13 protein-coding genes are annotated in these 15,556 nt (G+C 72.4%); 8 read left to right on the top strand and 5 right to left on the bottom strand.

Translation table 11 applies throughout. The annotated features are described in order from the left end of the window. Positions 1 to 80: 80 nt before the first annotated feature. Together AB0G11_RS36490 and AB0G11_RS36485 are read right to left on the bottom strand one after the other, a co-directional pair. Positions 81 to 2,003, bottom strand: a complete 1,923-nt coding sequence (locus tag AB0G11_RS36490; RefSeq protein WP_357591268.1) for a DUF3352 domain-containing protein — start codon at positions 2,001 to 2,003, stop codon at positions 81 to 83. A gap of 86 nt (positions 2,004 to 2,089) precedes the next feature. After that, positions 2,090 to 2,416, bottom strand: a complete 327-nt coding sequence (locus tag AB0G11_RS36485; RefSeq protein ID WP_219510383.1) for a hypothetical protein — start codon at positions 2,414 to 2,416, stop codon at positions 2,090 to 2,092. A gap of 109 nt (positions 2,417 to 2,525) precedes the next feature. On the opposite strand from AB0G11_RS36485, the gene AB0G11_RS36480 reads away from it, so the two are divergent. The 3 genes from AB0G11_RS36480 to AB0G11_RS36470 are packed head-to-tail and all read left to right on the top strand — an operon-like array spanning position 2,526 to position 4,950. Further along, on the top strand, positions 2,526 to 3,317 hold the full coding sequence (locus AB0G11_RS36480; RefSeq protein ID WP_357591267.1) for a thioesterase family protein: 792 nt from the start codon (positions 2,526 to 2,528) through the stop codon (positions 3,315 to 3,317). 60 nt (positions 3,318 to 3,377) lie between these two features. After that, positions 3,378 to 4,244 carry a glutamate racemase gene (gene murI, locus AB0G11_RS36475; RefSeq protein ID WP_219510422.1) on the top strand — a complete coding sequence of 289 codons (867 nt, stop codon included), beginning with the start codon at positions 3,378 to 3,380 and terminating at the stop codon, positions 4,242 to 4,244. Continuing rightward, positions 4,198 to 4,950 (top strand): MBL fold metallo-hydrolase, encoded by a 753-nt coding sequence (locus tag AB0G11_RS36470; RefSeq protein ID WP_219510385.1) that lies wholly within the window; start codon positions 4,198 to 4,200, stop codon positions 4,948 to 4,950. Before murI ends, AB0G11_RS36470 begins: the two co-directional genes overlap by 47 nt. Here the strand turns inward: AB0G11_RS36470 and AB0G11_RS36465 are convergent. Further along, positions 4,935 to 6,173, bottom strand: coding sequence for an MFS transporter (locus tag AB0G11_RS36465; RefSeq protein ID WP_281427275.1), 1,239 nt, complete (start codon positions 6,171 to 6,173; stop codon positions 4,935 to 4,937). The two genes, AB0G11_RS36470 and AB0G11_RS36465, sit on opposite strands and share 16 nt — an antisense overlap. 68 nt (positions 6,174 to 6,241) lie before the next feature. Here AB0G11_RS36465 and rph point away from each other — a divergent pair, with 68 nt between their 5' ends. The 5 genes from rph to AB0G11_RS36440 all read left to right on the top strand — a co-directional run bounded on the left by rph (position 6,242) and on the right by AB0G11_RS36440 (position 12,070). Then, on the top strand, positions 6,242 to 6,961 hold the full coding sequence (gene rph, locus AB0G11_RS36460; RefSeq protein ID WP_219510387.1) for a ribonuclease PH: 720 nt from the start codon (positions 6,242 to 6,244) through the stop codon (positions 6,959 to 6,961). After that, positions 6,958 to 7,548 carry an RdgB/HAM1 family non-canonical purine NTP pyrophosphatase gene (rdgB, locus tag AB0G11_RS36455; protein WP_219510388.1) on the top strand — a complete coding sequence of 197 codons (591 nt, stop codon included), beginning with the start codon at positions 6,958 to 6,960 and terminating at the stop codon, positions 7,546 to 7,548. The genes rph and rdgB overlap by 4 nt, the downstream gene beginning before the upstream one ends. A 47-nt stretch (positions 7,549 to 7,595) precedes the next feature. Next, complete coding sequence (locus tag AB0G11_RS36450; RefSeq protein ID WP_357591266.1) at positions 7,596 to 9,182, top strand: molybdopterin-dependent oxidoreductase; 1,587 nt, start codon at positions 7,596 to 7,598, stop codon at positions 9,180 to 9,182. Between the two features lie 2,040 nt (positions 9,183 to 11,222). After that, a complete protein-coding gene (locus tag AB0G11_RS36445; RefSeq protein WP_219510390.1) occupies positions 11,223 to 11,804 on the top strand; it encodes a toxin glutamine deamidase domain-containing protein in 582 nt (193 codons plus the stop codon). Between the two features lie 2 nt (positions 11,805 to 11,806). Then, positions 11,807 to 12,070 carry a hypothetical protein gene (locus AB0G11_RS36440; protein ID WP_357591305.1) on the top strand — a complete coding sequence of 88 codons (264 nt, stop codon included), beginning with the start codon at positions 11,807 to 11,809 and terminating at the stop codon, positions 12,068 to 12,070. Between the two features lie 153 nt (positions 12,071 to 12,223). On the opposite strand, the gene AB0G11_RS36435 is transcribed toward AB0G11_RS36440, so the two are convergent. Both AB0G11_RS36435 and AB0G11_RS36430 read right to left on the bottom strand, forming a co-directional pair. Continuing rightward, on the bottom strand, positions 12,224 to 14,713 hold the full coding sequence (locus tag AB0G11_RS36435) for an FtsX-like permease family protein (RefSeq protein ID WP_357591265.1): 2,490 nt from the start codon (positions 14,711 to 14,713) through the stop codon (positions 12,224 to 12,226). 1 nt (position 14,714) lies between these two features. Then, positions 14,715 to 15,467, bottom strand: coding sequence for an ABC transporter ATP-binding protein (locus AB0G11_RS36430; RefSeq protein ID WP_308126017.1), 753 nt, complete (start codon positions 15,465 to 15,467; stop codon positions 14,715 to 14,717). Between the last annotated feature and the right edge of the window lie 89 nt (positions 15,468 to 15,556).

Raw genomic sequence — 15,556 nt, 5'->3', positions numbered from 1 at the left:
GTTCCGACGTGTGCTCTACCGAAACGATCGGGTGCTGTGTCCCCCGGGCGGCACCGCCCCTCCCTCTTTGTCGTGTGATGTCAGTTGAACAGGACCCGCAGCGAGAACGACACGTCGGTGTCGGTCTGCTTGCCGCTGAGCCCCACCGCGCGCAGCACCTGCAGGTTGGCCTTCTCCTCGCCCTGAAGGTTGTTCAGGTAGAGCTTCTCGACCTTGTCCAGGTCGACGAACAGGCCGAACGTGGCCTGGTCCGCCTCCGGGATCGCGGTCTGGAAGGTCTCGCTGTCGCCGAGCGCGCCGTCCTCGGCGAGCTTCTTGGCGTAGGCGTCGTCGGTGGCCACCGTGAGGACGCCGTCACCGGCGACCTTGGCGATCTTCACCTGCTGACCCTGCGCGGTGAGCGCCCCCTGGACCTTGTCCAGGATGGCCTGCGCCTTGGCGGCGTCGGTGGCGACCCGGACACCGGCCTTGTACTGCTGCGACTCCAGGCCCTCGCCGTCGAGCGCGATGGTGAGGTTCTGGCCCAGCACGGTCGCCAGGTCGCCGGGCAGGTCGAGCCCGAACTGGGACTTGGCCTGCTGGACGAACTGCTGGAACTGGGCGCCGCTGGACGTCTTGGCCGCCGACTTCTCGATCTCGCCCCACTTGTTCGTGATGAGGCTGTCGAGGCCGGACATCGAGAACGCGCCCACGGTGCTGTCGGGCAGCGCGGCCAGGGAGGTGCCGGTCAGGTCCTCGCCGTTGGTGAGGTTCTGGCCGCCGCGCACCGCGCCCGCCAGCTCGACGTAGGAGCCGTCGAAGCGCAGCGCGCCCGCGAACCTGGCGGTCTTGATCTGCTCCATCAGCAGCTTCTGGTCGGGCGTCAGCGTGTCCTTCGACAGCTCGGCCAGCTTGCCCAGGTGCCCCCAGAAGGACAGCACGCCCTGCTCGCCGATCGCGTTCAGGTCGTCGCTGAAGTCGGCGTTGTCGGCCAGGCTGCCTGCTTCGGCGCCGTACTTGTCGGCGAGCTGCTGGTTGGCCGTCAGGAGCGCGTAGTCCTCGCGGAAGGCGATGCCGTACTCGGACTTGCCCATCATCTTGGCGATGCCCGCCCTGGCCGCCTCCTCGTCCTTGACCTGGACGGCCACGGCGAAGTCGGGGTCCTCGCCGCCGGAGGGCAGGATGCCGACGCCGACGCGGCTGCCGAGCCACGGGTCGACGTCCTTGGCCCAGTCGACGTCCTTCAGGCCCTCGGGGCTGTCCTTCTTCAGCGCGTCGAACAGCGCCTGGCGTGGGTCCTCGCCCTGGAAGGTGTCCTTGGTGACGGTGAACTTCCTGCCGATCTCGAACAGCGCAAGCTTCTGGTTCGCCGCCGGGTCCAGGTCGAGGCGGACGTAGGCGATCGAGGCGGCGGGCAGCACGTCGTGCGGCTGCGTCCCGCCGCCGCCGATCGCGCCCACGGCCCACACGGCGCCGCCGCCGAGCAGGATCACGGCCAGCGCGGCCGCGATGGCGATGAACAGGTTCTTGCGGCCCTTGGCGGGCGGGTCGGCGGGGGTCTGGCCGAGCATCTCGGGGCCCTGGCCGGACCAGCCGCCGCCACCGCCCTGGCCGGGCTGCTGGCCGTACTGGCCGTAACCCTGCTGCTCGTAGCCCTGCTGGCCGTAACCGGGCTGCTGGCCGCCGTAGCCCTGCTGGGCGTACGGGTCCTGCGGCTGGCCGTAGGACGGCTGCTGGCCATAGCCCTGCTGTTGCTGGCCGTAGCCCTGGGACTGGGGCTGCTGGCCGTAGGGCTGCTGCTGCCCGTAGCCGGGCTGCTGACCGTGAGTCCCCTGCTGGCCGTAGCCCTGCTGGGCGTACGGGTCCTGCGGCTGGCCGTACTGCGGCTGCTGCGGCTGCTGGTACGGCTGCTGTGGCGGGTATGGCTGGCCGTGTGCCTGAGGAGGCTCAGGCTGCTGCTCGTTCCAGCGGTACGCCGTGGTCCGGTCAGGATCCTGGCCAGGTGGGGGATTATTCGCAGACATCACTCAACTCACAGTGTGGACTTATGACCACGTAGAAGTTAGCTGATGTTGCTATACAGCCGCTTGCAATGTGCTGAAGTAGGCCGTTATGCCCTGTTCAGTTGGCGGCGCAGCGCGTTGATGTGGACCTCGCCGTCGCCGTACTCCTCGACCTGGGACCAGGGCACGAACGTGCAGCCGGCGTAGACCACGCGGCCCACCGCGCGCGAGAGCCAGGAGGCGCGGCCGTGCCGGTCGCGCGTGAGCCGGAGCAGCACCGGGCCCCGGCGGGCCGAGACCATGAGCCCGTAGACCGTGCTCGCCTGCTGCAACTCTCCCCGGTTGCGCACCACGCGGATGTCCACGACGTGACCGACCCACACCCCGTTGGCGTCCCAGACGGACTGACCGATGAGTTCGGTGACATTAGCCATGATCGAACTTTCGCAGCCTGGTCGCGTTTTCGCAGGTAGGCGCGCTGATGGACGGATGCCGTAGAGTATGGCCTACTAGAATATAGTTCCATTTTGAGGGCAGGGGCTGATGACCAAGTTCGACGAGGCCACGCAGGCGATCCGCATCGACGAGACCACCTACGACGTCTGCCTCGACCCGGGTTACTCCATCGGCGGGCCGCTCAACGGCGGCTACCTCATGGCCGTGGTGCTGCGCGCCGTGGTGGACGACTCGCCGTTCGAGCACCCGGTGAGCACCACCTCGCAGTTCCACCGGTCCCCGGCGCCGGGGCCCGCGCAGGTCCGCGTCGAGCGGCTCAAGGCCGGCCGGACCGCCGCGTTCACCCGGGCCACGCTCGTCCAGGACGGCGTGCCGCAGATCGAGAGCCTGGTCACCACGGCCACGCTCACCGGCGCCGACCCGCTCTACAGTGACAAACCCGGACACGTCATGCCTCCGCTTGAGGAGTGCGTCAAGCTGCCCAATCCCAAGCCCGAGTCCAACATGACGCTCAACGCCCAGGTGGAGCTGAGCTTCGACCCGCCCACCATCGCCTGGCTGAACGGCGGCCCCACCGGCAGGCCCGAGTCGCGCGCCTACTTCCGCATGGCCGAGCCGCAGGACCCCGACCCGTTCGTGCTCGCGCTGGCCGTCGACGCGCTGCCGCCCGTGGTGTTCAGCGCCGGGCTGCGCGGCTGGGCCCCCACCGTGGACCTCACCTGGCACCTGCGCGCGCTGCCCGCCCCCGGCCTGCTCACGCTGATCGGCGGCGGCCGCCTCATCTCCGACGGCTGGTTCGACGAGGAGGTCGAGGTGTGGGACTCGGCCGGCCGCCTGGTCGCCCAGTCACGCCAGCTCGCCCGCGTCGGCCGAGGATGACACACCCGGTGTGAGCATTCTTACGCGGTGAAGACGCCGCAGGTCGCCTACCCTCGAAGCGTGCCGGACGCGAGTATTGGGATCTTCGACAGCGGGGTCGGCGGCCTGACGGTCGCCCGGGCGATCATCGACCAGCTGCCTCACGAGTCCATCACCTACGTGGCCGACACGGCCCGCCAGCCCTACGGGCCCAAGCCGCTCGCCGAGGTGCGCGCGTACGCCCTGGAGGTGATGGACCACCTCGTCGAGCACGACGTCAAGATGCTCGTCATCGCCTGCAACAGCGCCAGCGCCGCGGTCCTGCGCGACGCCCGCGAACGCTACGACGTGCCCGTCGTCGAGGTGATCCAGCCCGCCACCCGCCGCGCCGTCCGCGCCACCCGCACCGGCAGGGTCGGGGTCATCGCCACCCGCGCCACCATCGACTCGATGGCCTACCACGACGCCTTCACCGCGGCGCCCGACGTGCTGCTCACCGGCGTGGCCGCCCCGCGCCTGGTCGAGTACGTCGAGCGCGGCGAGACCATGAGCCAGGAGCTCATCGACGTGGTCCGCGGCTACCTGGAGCCGATCCAGGCCGCCGGGTGCGACACGCTCATCCTCGGCTGCACCCACTACCCGCTCCTCACCGGCGCGATCTCCTACGTCGCCGGCGACGGCGTCACGCTCGTGTCCAGCGCCGACGAGACGGCCAAGGACGTCTACCGCATCCTGCACGACCGCGGCCTGGCGGCCGGGAGCGAGGCCACCCCCCGGCACCGCTTCCGCGCGACCGGTGACTCGCTGCTCTTCGCCCGGCTCGGGCGCCGCTTCCTGGGCCCGGAGATCGACGCGGTCGAAGTCGCACCAGTGGGGGGTACCACCTACGAGGGAGGCCCACATGAAGGTGACCATAGTCGGCTGCTCGGGAAGCTTTCCCGGCCCTGACAGCCCCGCGTCCTGCTATCTCATCGAGGACGAGGGCTTCAGGCTGCTGCTCGACTTCGGCAGCGGGGCGCTGGGCGCGCTGCAGCGCCACATCGGCCTGTACGACGTCGACGCGATCTGCCTGACGCACCTGCACGCCGACCACTGCCTCGACCTGTGCCCGTACCACGTCGTGCGCACCTACGGCCCGGCCGCGCCCTACCCCCGGGTGCCCGTCCACGCGCCGGCCGACGCGCCGCGCCGGCTGGCCGCCGCCTACGGCATGCCCGAGGAGCCCGGCCTGGAGTCCAGCTACGACTTCTCGCCGCTCGCGCCCGGCAGCTTCGAGGTCGGCCCGTTCCGGGTGACCGCCGCCCGCGTCGCCCACCCCGTCGAGGCGTACGGGTTCCGCGTGGAGAGCGGCGGCGGCAGCGTCGCCTACTCCGGCGACACCGGCGAGTGCGACGAGGTCGTCAAGCTGGCCGCCGACGCCGACCTGATGCTCTGCGAGGCGTCCCTGCTCGACGCCCCCGACCTGCCCGAGGGCCTGCACATGTCCGGTCGCCAGGCCGCCGAGCACGCCGCCAGGGCCGGAGCCGGCCGGCTCGTGCTCACCCACCTGGTGCCCTGGAACGACGAGGCCACCGTGCTCGACGACGCCGCCCGCGGCGGCTTCGGCGGGCCCGTCGAGCTGGCCCGCAGCGGAGCCTGCTACGACCTGAGCTGAGGCTCGGAGAAGTCGCGCATCCGCACCAGCGGAGAGAACACCAGCGGCAGGAACGACACCAGCCTGCCCGCCATGAACACCCACAACGCCTCGCGCACGCCGATCTGCTGCGCCACGATGCCGCCCAGCAGCGCGCCGAGCGGCATCGTGCCCCACACGACGAACCTGACCGTCGCGTTGACCCGGCCCAGCAGATGCTCCGGCGCGACGGTCTGGCGGTAGGTCAGCTCGCCCACGTTGTAGAGGATCGCGCCCAGCGACAGCGCGACCGAGGTGATCGCGAAGAACGAGGCCCGCCAGTCGGCCTCCGTCATCGGCAGCAGCAGGCCGAACGGCGAGGTGACGGCCAGGGCCAGCCACGACACCCGGGCCGTCCCGTACCTCCTGAACAGCGGCCCGCCGATCAGCCCGCCGATCAGCCCGCCCACGGCGCCCGACATGAGCAGCGCGCCGACCAGGCCGGGCGGCAGCAGCACCACGTCCGCCAGGAACAGCACCGACAGGCCGAGCACCGCGCTCAGGCACAGATTCGTCAGCGCGGTGGTCGTCATGAACGTGCGCAGCAGCCGGTCACGCCAGGCGAACGCGAACCCCTCCCGGATGCCGGACAGCATGCCCCGGTCGGCGGTGCTCGCCGGAGGGTGGTCGGGAGTCCTGATCGTGCCCAGGAAGAGCACCGAGGAGAGCGAGGCCGCCGCCGTGGCGAGCAGCGTGAGCGGCGCGCCGAGCAGCTGCACGAGCACGCCGCCGAGGCCGGGACCGGCCAGCGCGCCGCCGGAGCGGACCACTTCGAGTTTGGCGTTGCCGTCGGCCAGCCGGTCCTTCGTCACCAGCTCCGGCAGGTAGCTCAGGTCGGATACGTCGTTGAACACCCCGGCCACGCTCACCAGCAGCGCCACCACGCACAGCATCGCCATCGACAGCAGGCCCAGCGCGCTCGCCGCCGGGATGCTCGCCAGCAGCAGGCACCTGGCCAGGTCGGCGGCCATCATCACGCGGCGCTTCCGCATCCGGTCGACCCACACCCCCGCGGGCAGGCCGATCAGCAGGAAGGCCGCGCTCTGTAACGCCGACAGGACTCCCAAGGAGAGAGGGGAGGCGTGCAACGTCAGCACGGCGACCAGAGGGAGCGCCACACGCGAGATGTTGGCGCCCATTTCGTTGGCGACGTGCGAGCTCAAGAAGCGGAGAAAGTCAGGGCTACGCAACACCCCCGTTGTCATTGCGTCAGGATCCCTGTGTCGGACACCGTCGGTCAAGAGCGTGGTGGCGCGGAGATAGGGTGATCTGCATGTCTCGACAGGATGGCCGCAATTCTGACCAGCTCCGTTCCATCAACATCACAAGACGGTGGCTTTCTCACGCCGAGGGTTCGGTGCTGGTGGAGTTCGGCGGCACGCGGGTCCTCTGCGCCGCCTCCGTCCAGGACAGCGTGCCCCGGTGGCGGCGAGGCAGCGGGCAGGGCTGGGTGACCGCCGAGTACGCGATGCTGCCGCGCGCCACCAACACCCGCAACGACCGCGAGTCGGTCCGCGGCAAGATCGGCGGGCGCACCCACGAGATCTCCCGGCTCATCGGCCGCTCGCTGCGCGCCTGCGTCGACTACAAGGCGCTCGGCGAGAACTCCATCGTGCTCGACTGCGACGTGCTCCAGGCCGACGGCGGCACCCGCACCGCCGCCATCACCGGCGCGTACGTGGCGCTCGCCGACGCCGTCGCGTGGATGCGCGAGCGCAAGATGTGCCCCGGCGACCCGCTGATCGGCTCCGTCTCCGCCGTCTCCGTCGGCGTGGTCGGCTCGGTGCCGATGCTCGACCTCTGCTACGTCGAGGACGTCGCCGCCGAGACCGACATGAACGTCGTCATGACCGGCGAGGGCAGCTTCGTCGAGGTGCAGGGCACCGCCGAGGGCGCGCCGTTCGACCGGGCCGTGCTCGACCAGCTCCTCGACCTGGCCGTGGCCGGCTGCGAGGAGCTGACCCTGATCCAGCAGGAGGCGCTGAGCTCATGAAGATCGTTCTCGCCACGCGCAACCCGGGGAAGATCGCCGAGCTGCGCCGCATCCTGGCCGGCTTCGACATCGTCGGGCTGGAGGAGTTCCCCTCGATCGGCGACGTCGCCGAGACCGGCGTCACGTTCGAGGAGAACGCCCTGCTCAAGGCGCACGCCGTGGCCCAGGCCGCCGGGCTGCCCGCCGTCGCCGACGACTCCGGCCTCTGCGTCGACGTGCTCAACGGCATGCCCGGCGTGCTGTCCGCCCGCTGGGCCGGCCGCCACGGCGACGACGAGGCCAACCTGCGGCTGCTGCTCGCCCAGGTGTCCGACGTGCCCGCCGACAAGCTGACCGCGCACTTCGCCTGCGTGGCCGCGCTCGCGCTGCCGTCGGGGGAGTGGCGGGTCGCCGAGGGCACGCTGCCCGGCCGCCTCGTCACCACGCCCCGGGGCACCAACGGGTTCGGCTACGACCCGATCCTCGTGCCCGACGGCGACACGCGCACCACCGCCGAGCTGTCACCCGAGGAGAAGGACGCCATCAGCCACCGGGGCCGCGCCTTCCGCGCCCTCGCGCCGATCGTCCGCGAACTGCTCTCGGCGTAACCACCGCGTAAGAACCCTCGGCCGCCGGGCGGCGTAGCGTCGTTCATGTGCAGAGGAATTCGGTCATCCCGGCCTGGGCGGGCGCGCTGGCGGGCATCGTGGCAGGGGGCGTGGCGCTCGGCGCCGCCCAGCTCGTGGCGGGGGTCGTCGGCGGCGACGCCTCCCCGGTGGTCGCGGTGGGCGACGCCGTCGTGGACCTGTCGCCGGCGGCGCTCAAGGAGTTCGCCGTCGCCGCGTTCGGCGTGTACGACAGGGTCGTCCTGCTCGGCGGGGTGCTCGTCGTGCTCGCCCTGGTCGCGGCCGGGCTCGGCGTGCTCGCCCGGGACGGCGTCGGGCGGGGGCTGGCCGGGCTGGTGGCGTTCGGCGCCGTGGGGCTGGCTGCGGTCCTCACCCGGCCCGGGGCGGGCGCGGTCGACACGCTGCCGACCGTGGTGGGCGTCGTGGCGGGCATGTGGACGCTGTCCTGGCTGATCGGCCGCGCCACGCCCTCTGCAGTGTCCTCCGCAGTGTCCTCTGTCGCGCCTGAGCTGCCCGCCGTGATGCGGGCGGGCGGAGGGGGGCCGTACGCGTTCGACCGGCGGCGGCTGCTGACCGGCGCCGCCGGGGGCGTGGTCGCCGCGGGCGCAGGGACGCTGCTCGGGCACGGGCTCGGCAGCCGCCGGGCCGTGGACGCCGCCCGGGTCGCCCTCGCCCTGCCCGCTCCGGCGACCCCCGCGCCGCCGCTGCCGCCGGGGACCGACTTCAAGCTCAACGGACTCACCCCCTTCATCACGAAAAATGCCGACTTCTACAGGGTGGACACCGCGCTGATCGTCCCCCAGGTGGACCCCGCCACCTGGACCCTGCGCGTCCACGGGCTCGTCGACCGGCCCATCGAGATCACGTACGAGGACCTGCTGAGAAGGCCGCTGACCGAGGCCGACATCACCCTCACCTGCGTCTCCAACGAGGTCGGCGGCCCCTACGCGGGCAACGCCCGCTGGCTCGGCGCCCGCATGGCCGACCTGCTGCGCGAAGCCGGCCTCCGCTCCGATGCCGACATGCTGCTGTCCACCTCCGCCGACGGGTTCACCTGCGGCACCCCGCTCGACGTCGTCATGGACGGCCGCGACGCCCTGTTCGCCGTCGCCATGAACGGCGAACCGCTGCCCGTCGACCACGGCTTCCCTGTACGTCAGGTGGTGCCCGGCCTGTACGGATACGTGTCCGCGACCAAATGGGTGGTCGACCTCAAGGTGACCCGGTTCGACACGGACGAGGCGTACTGGACGCCGCGTGGCTGGGCGGCCAAGGGGCCCATCAAGACCCAATCGCGCATCGACCTTCCCAAGCCGGGCGCAACGCTGCCCGCCGGCCGCACCACGATCGCGGGCGTCGCCTGGGCCCAGCACACCGGCGTCGACGCCGTCGAGGTCCGCGTCGACGGCGGCGTCTGGCAGCAGGCCCGGCTCGCCGCCGTCCCCGGCCCCGACACCTGGCGGCAGTGGGTCCTCGACTGGGACGCCACCCCGGGCGACCACACCATCGAGGTACGCGCCACCGACGCCGCCGGGCGCACCCAGACCGCCGAACGCCGCCCCATCACCCCCGACGGCGCCACCGGCCTGCACACCGTCACCGTCCACACCGCCTGACGACCCGTCCCGATACGTCCGCGTTTGCGCAGGTCAGATGGGTAGTCATGGCCGACAATCTTCCTGACTTTGGCCCCTCATCCGCGGCGACCAGCCCTACGATCGGTCGTCGAGCATGACAGGAGGCAGGACGTGTTCCGCGACCGCAAGTCCGGCGTCCGGTGGGTCCTTCCCGAGGGGCAGTACAACCCCGTGGTCGCTGACGGTGTCCGATGGCTCGAATACGAGCGCGCCGCCGACCCAGGCCCGCCCGACTCCACCCAGCCAGAGCCCAACTCCCCATCCCCCAATCCCACCCAACCACCCCCAACCCACGCCAACGCCCACCCCGACCGCACCCGAGGCAGCGCTGTCCCGAGCGACGACGCTCAGCGGGACCGTGCCCGGGGCGGCGCCGCCCCGGGCGACGACGCTTCGGGTGAGCGCGCGCGAGGTGCCACCGCCTGGGGTGGCCGCACATGGGGCGGTGAAGCACGGCGTGACCGCGCCCGAGGCGACGATGCCCAGGGTGGCGATCCCTGGGACGCGTGGCGCCCATACGGCGGCGAAGCCCGGGACAGCCGCACCCAAGGCGGCGACGTCCGGGGTGGCCACCTCGGAGACGGCCGCGCTGGAGGTGACCGTTCTGGAGGTGCCCGCGCTCGGGGTGACGTCGCTCCGGGTGACGCGGCCCGTACCGAGGCCCCTCGGCAGGAGGTCGCGTGGGCCGACACCATCTGGTCCGACGCCACCTCCACGGGAGCCGGGGGCGGCACCCGGCCGGACCCGGCCCAGCCGCGCCCGAGCGCGCCCTTCGACCTGCGGAAAGGCTCACCCTCACCGGAGGGCGGGGAACGCGCGCCCGGTGGCAAGCCACCCGCACCCAACGGCACGGGCCCCGCGCCCGGCGGCACCCCGTACGACGGCCGGTGGCTGACCGGGGAGTCGCGCACCCCAGGGTCGTCGGCCCCGGCCTCCCACCCGAACGGCTCCTTCCCGCAGAGCCGGCCGCCGAGCGCCGGCCAGAGCCCGCCGTCCGAAACCCAGAACGCCCCGCCGTCCGGGGCCCACCACGCCCAGCACACCTGGCCCGGCCCGTCGCTCGGCACCGTCATGCCGGGCTCACCGCACGGGCGCTCGAACGGCACACCGAACGGCGCGGCGGCAGGCGGAGGGATGCCCGGTGCGGCGAACGGCGCTGCGACGGGCGCGATGCCGGGCTGCTCGGCATGGCCAGGCACGCCCGCCCCACCGAATGGCACCACCGCCTCACCACACGGCACCACCCCGCCACACGGCACCACCCCGCCACACGGCACCACCCCGCCACACGGGACCACCGCCCCACCGAACGGCACTGTCCCGTCCTCGAACGGCACCGGCGCCTCGTCGAACGGCGCCGCCTCTCCGCAGGCCGGGAGGGCCGCGCCGAACGGCCCCGCGCCGTCGTCGAAGCGACCCCGCTCCCCACAGGAGCTCGGCCAACTGCCCGCCTGGCCGGGCCACCTGCCGTCCGAACCGGCCACGCACCCCAACGAGCCGCCCACGAGGCCGGCCGCTCGACGCGAGGAGCCGCCGGAGTCCCGCCCGACGACCTGGCCCGGCGAAGCGTCCGCTGCCAGGTGGCCGGACAGTCCCCCCTCCTCCACGTGGCCAGGAGAGCCACCCGCCGTCCGCCCGGGCGATCCGCCCGCGCGACCGGGCGAGCGGTCCGAGGGGGCGGCGCACCGGGCTGGGGGAGCGGCGGCGGCTCCTCCTGCCACGTGGCTGGGCGATACGTCCGCGCGATCTGCTGTACGGCCAGGACCGGGGTTTGAGGACCCGGCCCGTCGGTCCGGGGAGGCGGCGGCGGGTACCGGTGCGCGGCCGGGTGAGGCGCAGGCGCGCGCCGCTGTATGGCCGGGCGAGGCGGCGCAGTCCGTTACGCAGGCGGGTGCTCGTCACTCTGGGCCGGGGCGAAGCGCCGGTGAGGGCAGGGGGGCTGCGGTTCTCGCGGGGGAGGGGCGGCGGGGGACGGCGGAGTACGACTGGTTCGACTGGCCGCATCGGCCGCCGAAGCTCGTGGACAGCAGGCCGTACGGGGTGCCGGGTGGGCTGGTGCCGCCGGATCCGCAGGTGGAGCGGGATCTGGCGGCGGCGGTGACGATGGGGACGCGGTTCCCGGATCCGCGCGGCACGTGGGTGCGGCTGATCAACGGCGGCGGCCCGGCGGATGATCCGTTCCGCGTGTCGAATGCCGCCGACTGCGCGCTGGCCGTGCTGTCCACGTGGCATGGGGAGCCGGCGGCGTCGGCGCCGAGGATGCCCGAGTACGACCGGGTGGGGCGGCCGTTGCTGACCGGTGAGGCGGGGAGCACGGCGCGGATGGAGCGCTGGGTCGGCCAGCGGTTCCAGCATGCGGGGCAGGGGCGGCACGCGTACCCGATGGTGGCGCGGCGGCTGCTGGAGGCGGGGCACGGCGCGTCGGCGGTGATCGTGGTGCGCTGGCCGGGCGGCGGGACGCACGCGTGGAACGCGGTGAACTCCCACGGTGAGGTGATCTGGATCGACGCGCAGCGGGGGCACATGGCGGTGGAGCCGCCGTACCTGACGGTGACGGGGGTGTTCTGCGTGATTCTCGACAGGCAGGGGCAGCCGCGGTGAACATGGACCAGGCCAGGGCGCTGGCGGAGGAGTACTTCAACGGGGTGCGCCCGGCGGGGGAGGCGCTGTCGGTGGGCATTCACGCGTTCGCCGAGGGGTACGTGGCGTGGGTGCGGGATCTGGAGCCTGACGATCCGGCGCGGCTGCCCGACGCGGTGGGCGGGGGCTGTGTGGTGATCGACCGGGCCACGGGCGAGGTGGTGGCCCGGCCGCTGCTCGATCCGGAGTCGGTGGCGGAGCTGTGGCCGGGGCATCGGCCCCGGTGACGGCCCAGGGGCTCGGCTGACGGCCCAGGGCCCAGGGCGGCGCGGGACGGGTGAGGCCGGGCGCCGCCCCCATGGACGCCCGACCTACAAGTGCCCTATCCGGATTTAGCGGCTTTTATCCATCTCTATCCGCATTTATCCAATTCCCCGGCGTCAGGTGGCGAGCGACCCGACGATCGACGCCCGGGCGGCGCGCCGAGCCGGCACGACCGCCGCCAGCACCCCGGCCAGCCCTGACACGACCACGAACAGCGCGATCTGCCACGGCGACGCCGAGAAGACGGCCCCCGACAGCATCGCCCGCACCGCGGCCCAGCCGAACGACATGCCCAGCACCACGCCCACCAGCGCCCCGATCAGCCCGAGCACCAGCGCCTCCACGGAGAGCATCCGCCGCAACTGCGGCCTGGTGAGCCCGAGCGCCCGCAGCAGCGCCGATTCCCTGGTCCGCTCGTGGACCGACAGGGAGAGCGTGTTGGCGATGCCGAGCAGCGAGATGAGGATCGCCAGCCCGAGCAGCCCCGTGATGATCATGAGCACCATGTCGAGCGTCTGGTCGAACTCGCCGCGGATCTCGGTCGAGCTCATCACCTGGACGGTCGGGTGGCCGGCCGCCGCGGCGTCGACCACGGCGCGGGCCCGTTCCGCGGTCACGCCGTCGGCGATGTTGAGCACGACGGTGCTGTCGGGCACCGCCCCGAACACCTCGTCGAACTGCGGCGCGGACATCGTGATCGTGGGCAGCGGCGAGTCGCTTCCCGGGAAGACGGCGACCACCCGCAGGTTGACCGTGCCGGACCGCTTGGCCTTGACGGGGACGGTGTCGCCGACCTTGACGCCCAGGTCGGTGGCGGCGTAGTCGGCGATGGCGGCCGTGCCGGGCCCGATCGCGCCGATCGAGCCGGACGTCACCTCAGGCTTGAGCGGCCCCTGGAAGGCGCCCACCTGGACCTTGACGTCGCCTGACGTGCTCATCGTGTCGCGGATCTGCACCACGCCCGACAGCTCGGGCGCGGCCCGCAGCTCGTCGGCGATGGAGCGCGGGATGCTGGACTCGCGCGACTGGGAGGTGAGCTGGTAGTCGACGGGGAACTGGTCGTCGAGCTTGACCGTCACGGTGGCCCGGGTCGACGCGGTGATCACCGAGATGAGCGTCATCAGCGTCACGCCGATGGTCAGCGCCACGGTCGTGGTGGCCGCCCGCTTGGGGTTGCGCCCGGAGTTGTCCACGGCCAGCTTGCCGGGCACCCCGAACAGCCGGGCCGGGAGCCAGCCGACCAGCGCGCTCAGCGGCCTGACCAGCAGCGGCCCGATGATGAGCACGCCCAGGAAGGTCAGCACGCCGCCGCCCATGACGACGAGCAGCGAGATCTGCTCGCCGGGCGTCATCACCAGCGCGCCGACCGCGGCCAGCCCGACGCCGCCCAGCAGGAACAGCGCGGCGAACGCCACGCGCAGCATCCCAGCCCGGAACGTCTGCTCCTCGGTCTGCGTGCGCAGCGCCGCGATCGGCGCGACCCGGGTGGCGGTACGGGCGGGCAGCACCGCGGCGCCGACCGTGACCACCAGGCCGACGGCCAGGCCGATGCCGATCGTGGCCGGGGTCAGCCGCATCGCCGCCTCGGTGGGCAGCGGCGCGTCCACCGCGCGCAGCACGGCCAGCGTGATCGCGCTCAGGCCGTAGCCGGCGGCCAGCCCGAGCACCGACGCGATCAGCCCGACCACCGCCGACTCGACGAGCACCGAGCCGAACACCTGGCCGCGCGTCGCCCCGATGCACCGCAGCAGCGCCATCTCCCGGGTCCGCTGCGCGACGAGGATGTTGAAGGTGTTGTAGATGACCAGCGTCGCCACCAGCATCGCCACGAACCCGAACATCAGCAGCCCGAGGGTGAGCATCTCGATCTGCAGCCCGGCGGACTTGGCCAGGTCGGAGGCCAGCTCGTCGCCGGTCTTGACGACGAGCCCGGCGCCGGCGGCCGAGGCGACGGCCCGCTTCAGCGCGACGGGGTCGGCCCCCGCGACGTCGATCTCGGCGAACTCCCGCTCGCCGGTCATCCGCTGCGCCGTCGCCGTGGTGAACCCGAGCGCCCCGGTGAAGGCCAGCTCCTGGTCCACGCCCGGGTCGAACAGCCCGACGAGCCTGAACGTGTGCTCGCGCTGCTTGGCGTCGAGCACCGTGATCGTGTCGCCGACCTGGAAGCCCTCGGCCTTGGCGGTGTTCTCGTCGAGCACGGCCGCCTGGTCGTCGCTGCCGGGCCCGGTGCCGCTCACGATGGAGGTGCGGGCCAGCACGCCCGGCACGACGGAGATCGCCGTCGTGGGCAGGCTGCCGACGGCCTTGCCGTCCTTGCCGAGCAGCGGCGCGCTGCCGCGGACCAGCCCGTGCGCCTCCTGGACGCCGGGGACGGCGCGCACCCGTTCCAGCGTCTCCGGCGCGATGCCCTTGTCCGGCTTGCCGGGCAGCACGGCCACCGCGACCTTGCCGGCGTCGGCCGTGACGCGCTCCTCGAACCCGGCCTGGACCGTGTCGTTCAGCACGAAGGTGCCGGTGATGAACGCGACCCCCAGCATGATCGCGAGCGAGGTGAGCAGCAGCCGCACCTTGTGCGCGCGCAGCCCCGCCCTGGCGGTCTTCAGCACCTCACGCCTCCAGCTTCATCAGCGTGTCGAGCACCGACTGCGGCGTCGGCGAGGTGATCTCGGTGACCAGCGAGCCGTCCCGCAGGAACACCACCCGGTCGGCGTACGAGGCGGCCATCGGGTCGTGCGTGACCATGACGATCGTCTGGCCCAGCTCGCGCACCGACGTGCGCAGGAACGACAGCACCTCGGCGCCGCTGCGCGAGTCGAGGTTGCCGGTCGGCTCGTCGGCGAAGATCACCTGCGGCTTGCTGATGAGCGCCCTGGCCACGGCCACGCGCTGCTGCTGGCCGCCGGACAGCTCGTTGGGCCGGTGGCGCAGCCGGTCCTTCAGCCCGACGGTCTCGATGACCCGGTCGAACAGCACCTGGTCGGCCTGCCGGTCGGCGATCTCCAGCGGCAGCCGGATGTTCTCCTCGGCGGTCAGCGTCGGCAGCAGGTTGAACGCCTGGAAGATGAAGCCGATCCGCTCCCGGCGCAGCAGCGTGAGCTGCTTGTCGCCGAGCCCGGTCAGCTCCACGTCACCGATGTGCACGGTGCCCGCGGTCGCGCTGTCGAGACCGGCCAGGCAGTGCATCAGCGTGGACTTGCCGGATCCGGACGGGCCCATGATCGCGGTGAAGGCGCCGGTGGCGAAGGCCACGTCCACCTCGCGCAGGGCGTGCACCCGGGCGTCGCCCTGGCCGTACACCTTGGACAGCCCCTTTGCCACCACTGCCGGCGGCGCCTGGCGCGGGGTCTCGGTGAGAGTCACGTTCACTCCTCGTCGTGCGAAAACAACGCGACTCACGCTAGGGGCGCGAAACCCGCCGGACCTGGGCCTTGAGGACGGACTTCGTGTAG

This window comes from Nonomuraea sp. NPDC023979 (assembly GCF_040639085.1).
GTDB lineage: Bacteria > Actinomycetota > Actinomycetes > Streptosporangiales > Streptosporangiaceae > Nonomuraea > Nonomuraea ceibae.
Note: the sequence above shows the minus strand (reverse complement) of the source record. Positions and strands in the feature narration are given on the sequence as shown.

What these genes read in the sequence shown, in the direction of transcription:
- AB0G11_RS36485 (WP_219510383.1), bottom strand. Translation starts at nt 2,416, where the DNA reads ATGGCTAATGTCACCGAACTCATCGGTCAGTCCGTCTGGGACGCCAAC.
- AB0G11_RS36465 (WP_281427275.1), bottom strand. Translation starts at nt 6,173, where the DNA reads ATGACAACGGGGGTGTTGCGTAGCCCTGACTTTCTCCGCTTCTTGAGC.
- AB0G11_RS36440 (WP_357591305.1), top strand. Translation starts at nt 11,807, where the DNA reads ATGGACCAGGCCAGGGCGCTGGCGGAGGAGTACTTCAACGGGGTGCGC.
- AB0G11_RS36470 (WP_219510385.1), top strand. Translation starts at nt 4,198, where the DNA reads ATGAAGGTGACCATAGTCGGCTGCTCGGGAAGCTTTCCCGGCCCTGAC.
- AB0G11_RS36490 (WP_357591268.1), bottom strand. Translation starts at nt 2,003, where the DNA reads ATGTCTGCGAATAATCCCCCACCTGGCCAGGATCCTGACCGGACCACG.
- rdgB (WP_219510388.1), top strand. Translation starts at nt 6,958, where the DNA reads ATGAAGATCGTTCTCGCCACGCGCAACCCGGGGAAGATCGCCGAGCTG.
- AB0G11_RS36480 (WP_357591267.1), top strand. Translation starts at nt 2,526, where the DNA reads ATGACCAAGTTCGACGAGGCCACGCAGGCGATCCGCATCGACGAGACC.
- rph (WP_219510387.1), top strand. Translation starts at nt 6,242, where the DNA reads ATGTCTCGACAGGATGGCCGCAATTCTGACCAGCTCCGTTCCATCAAC.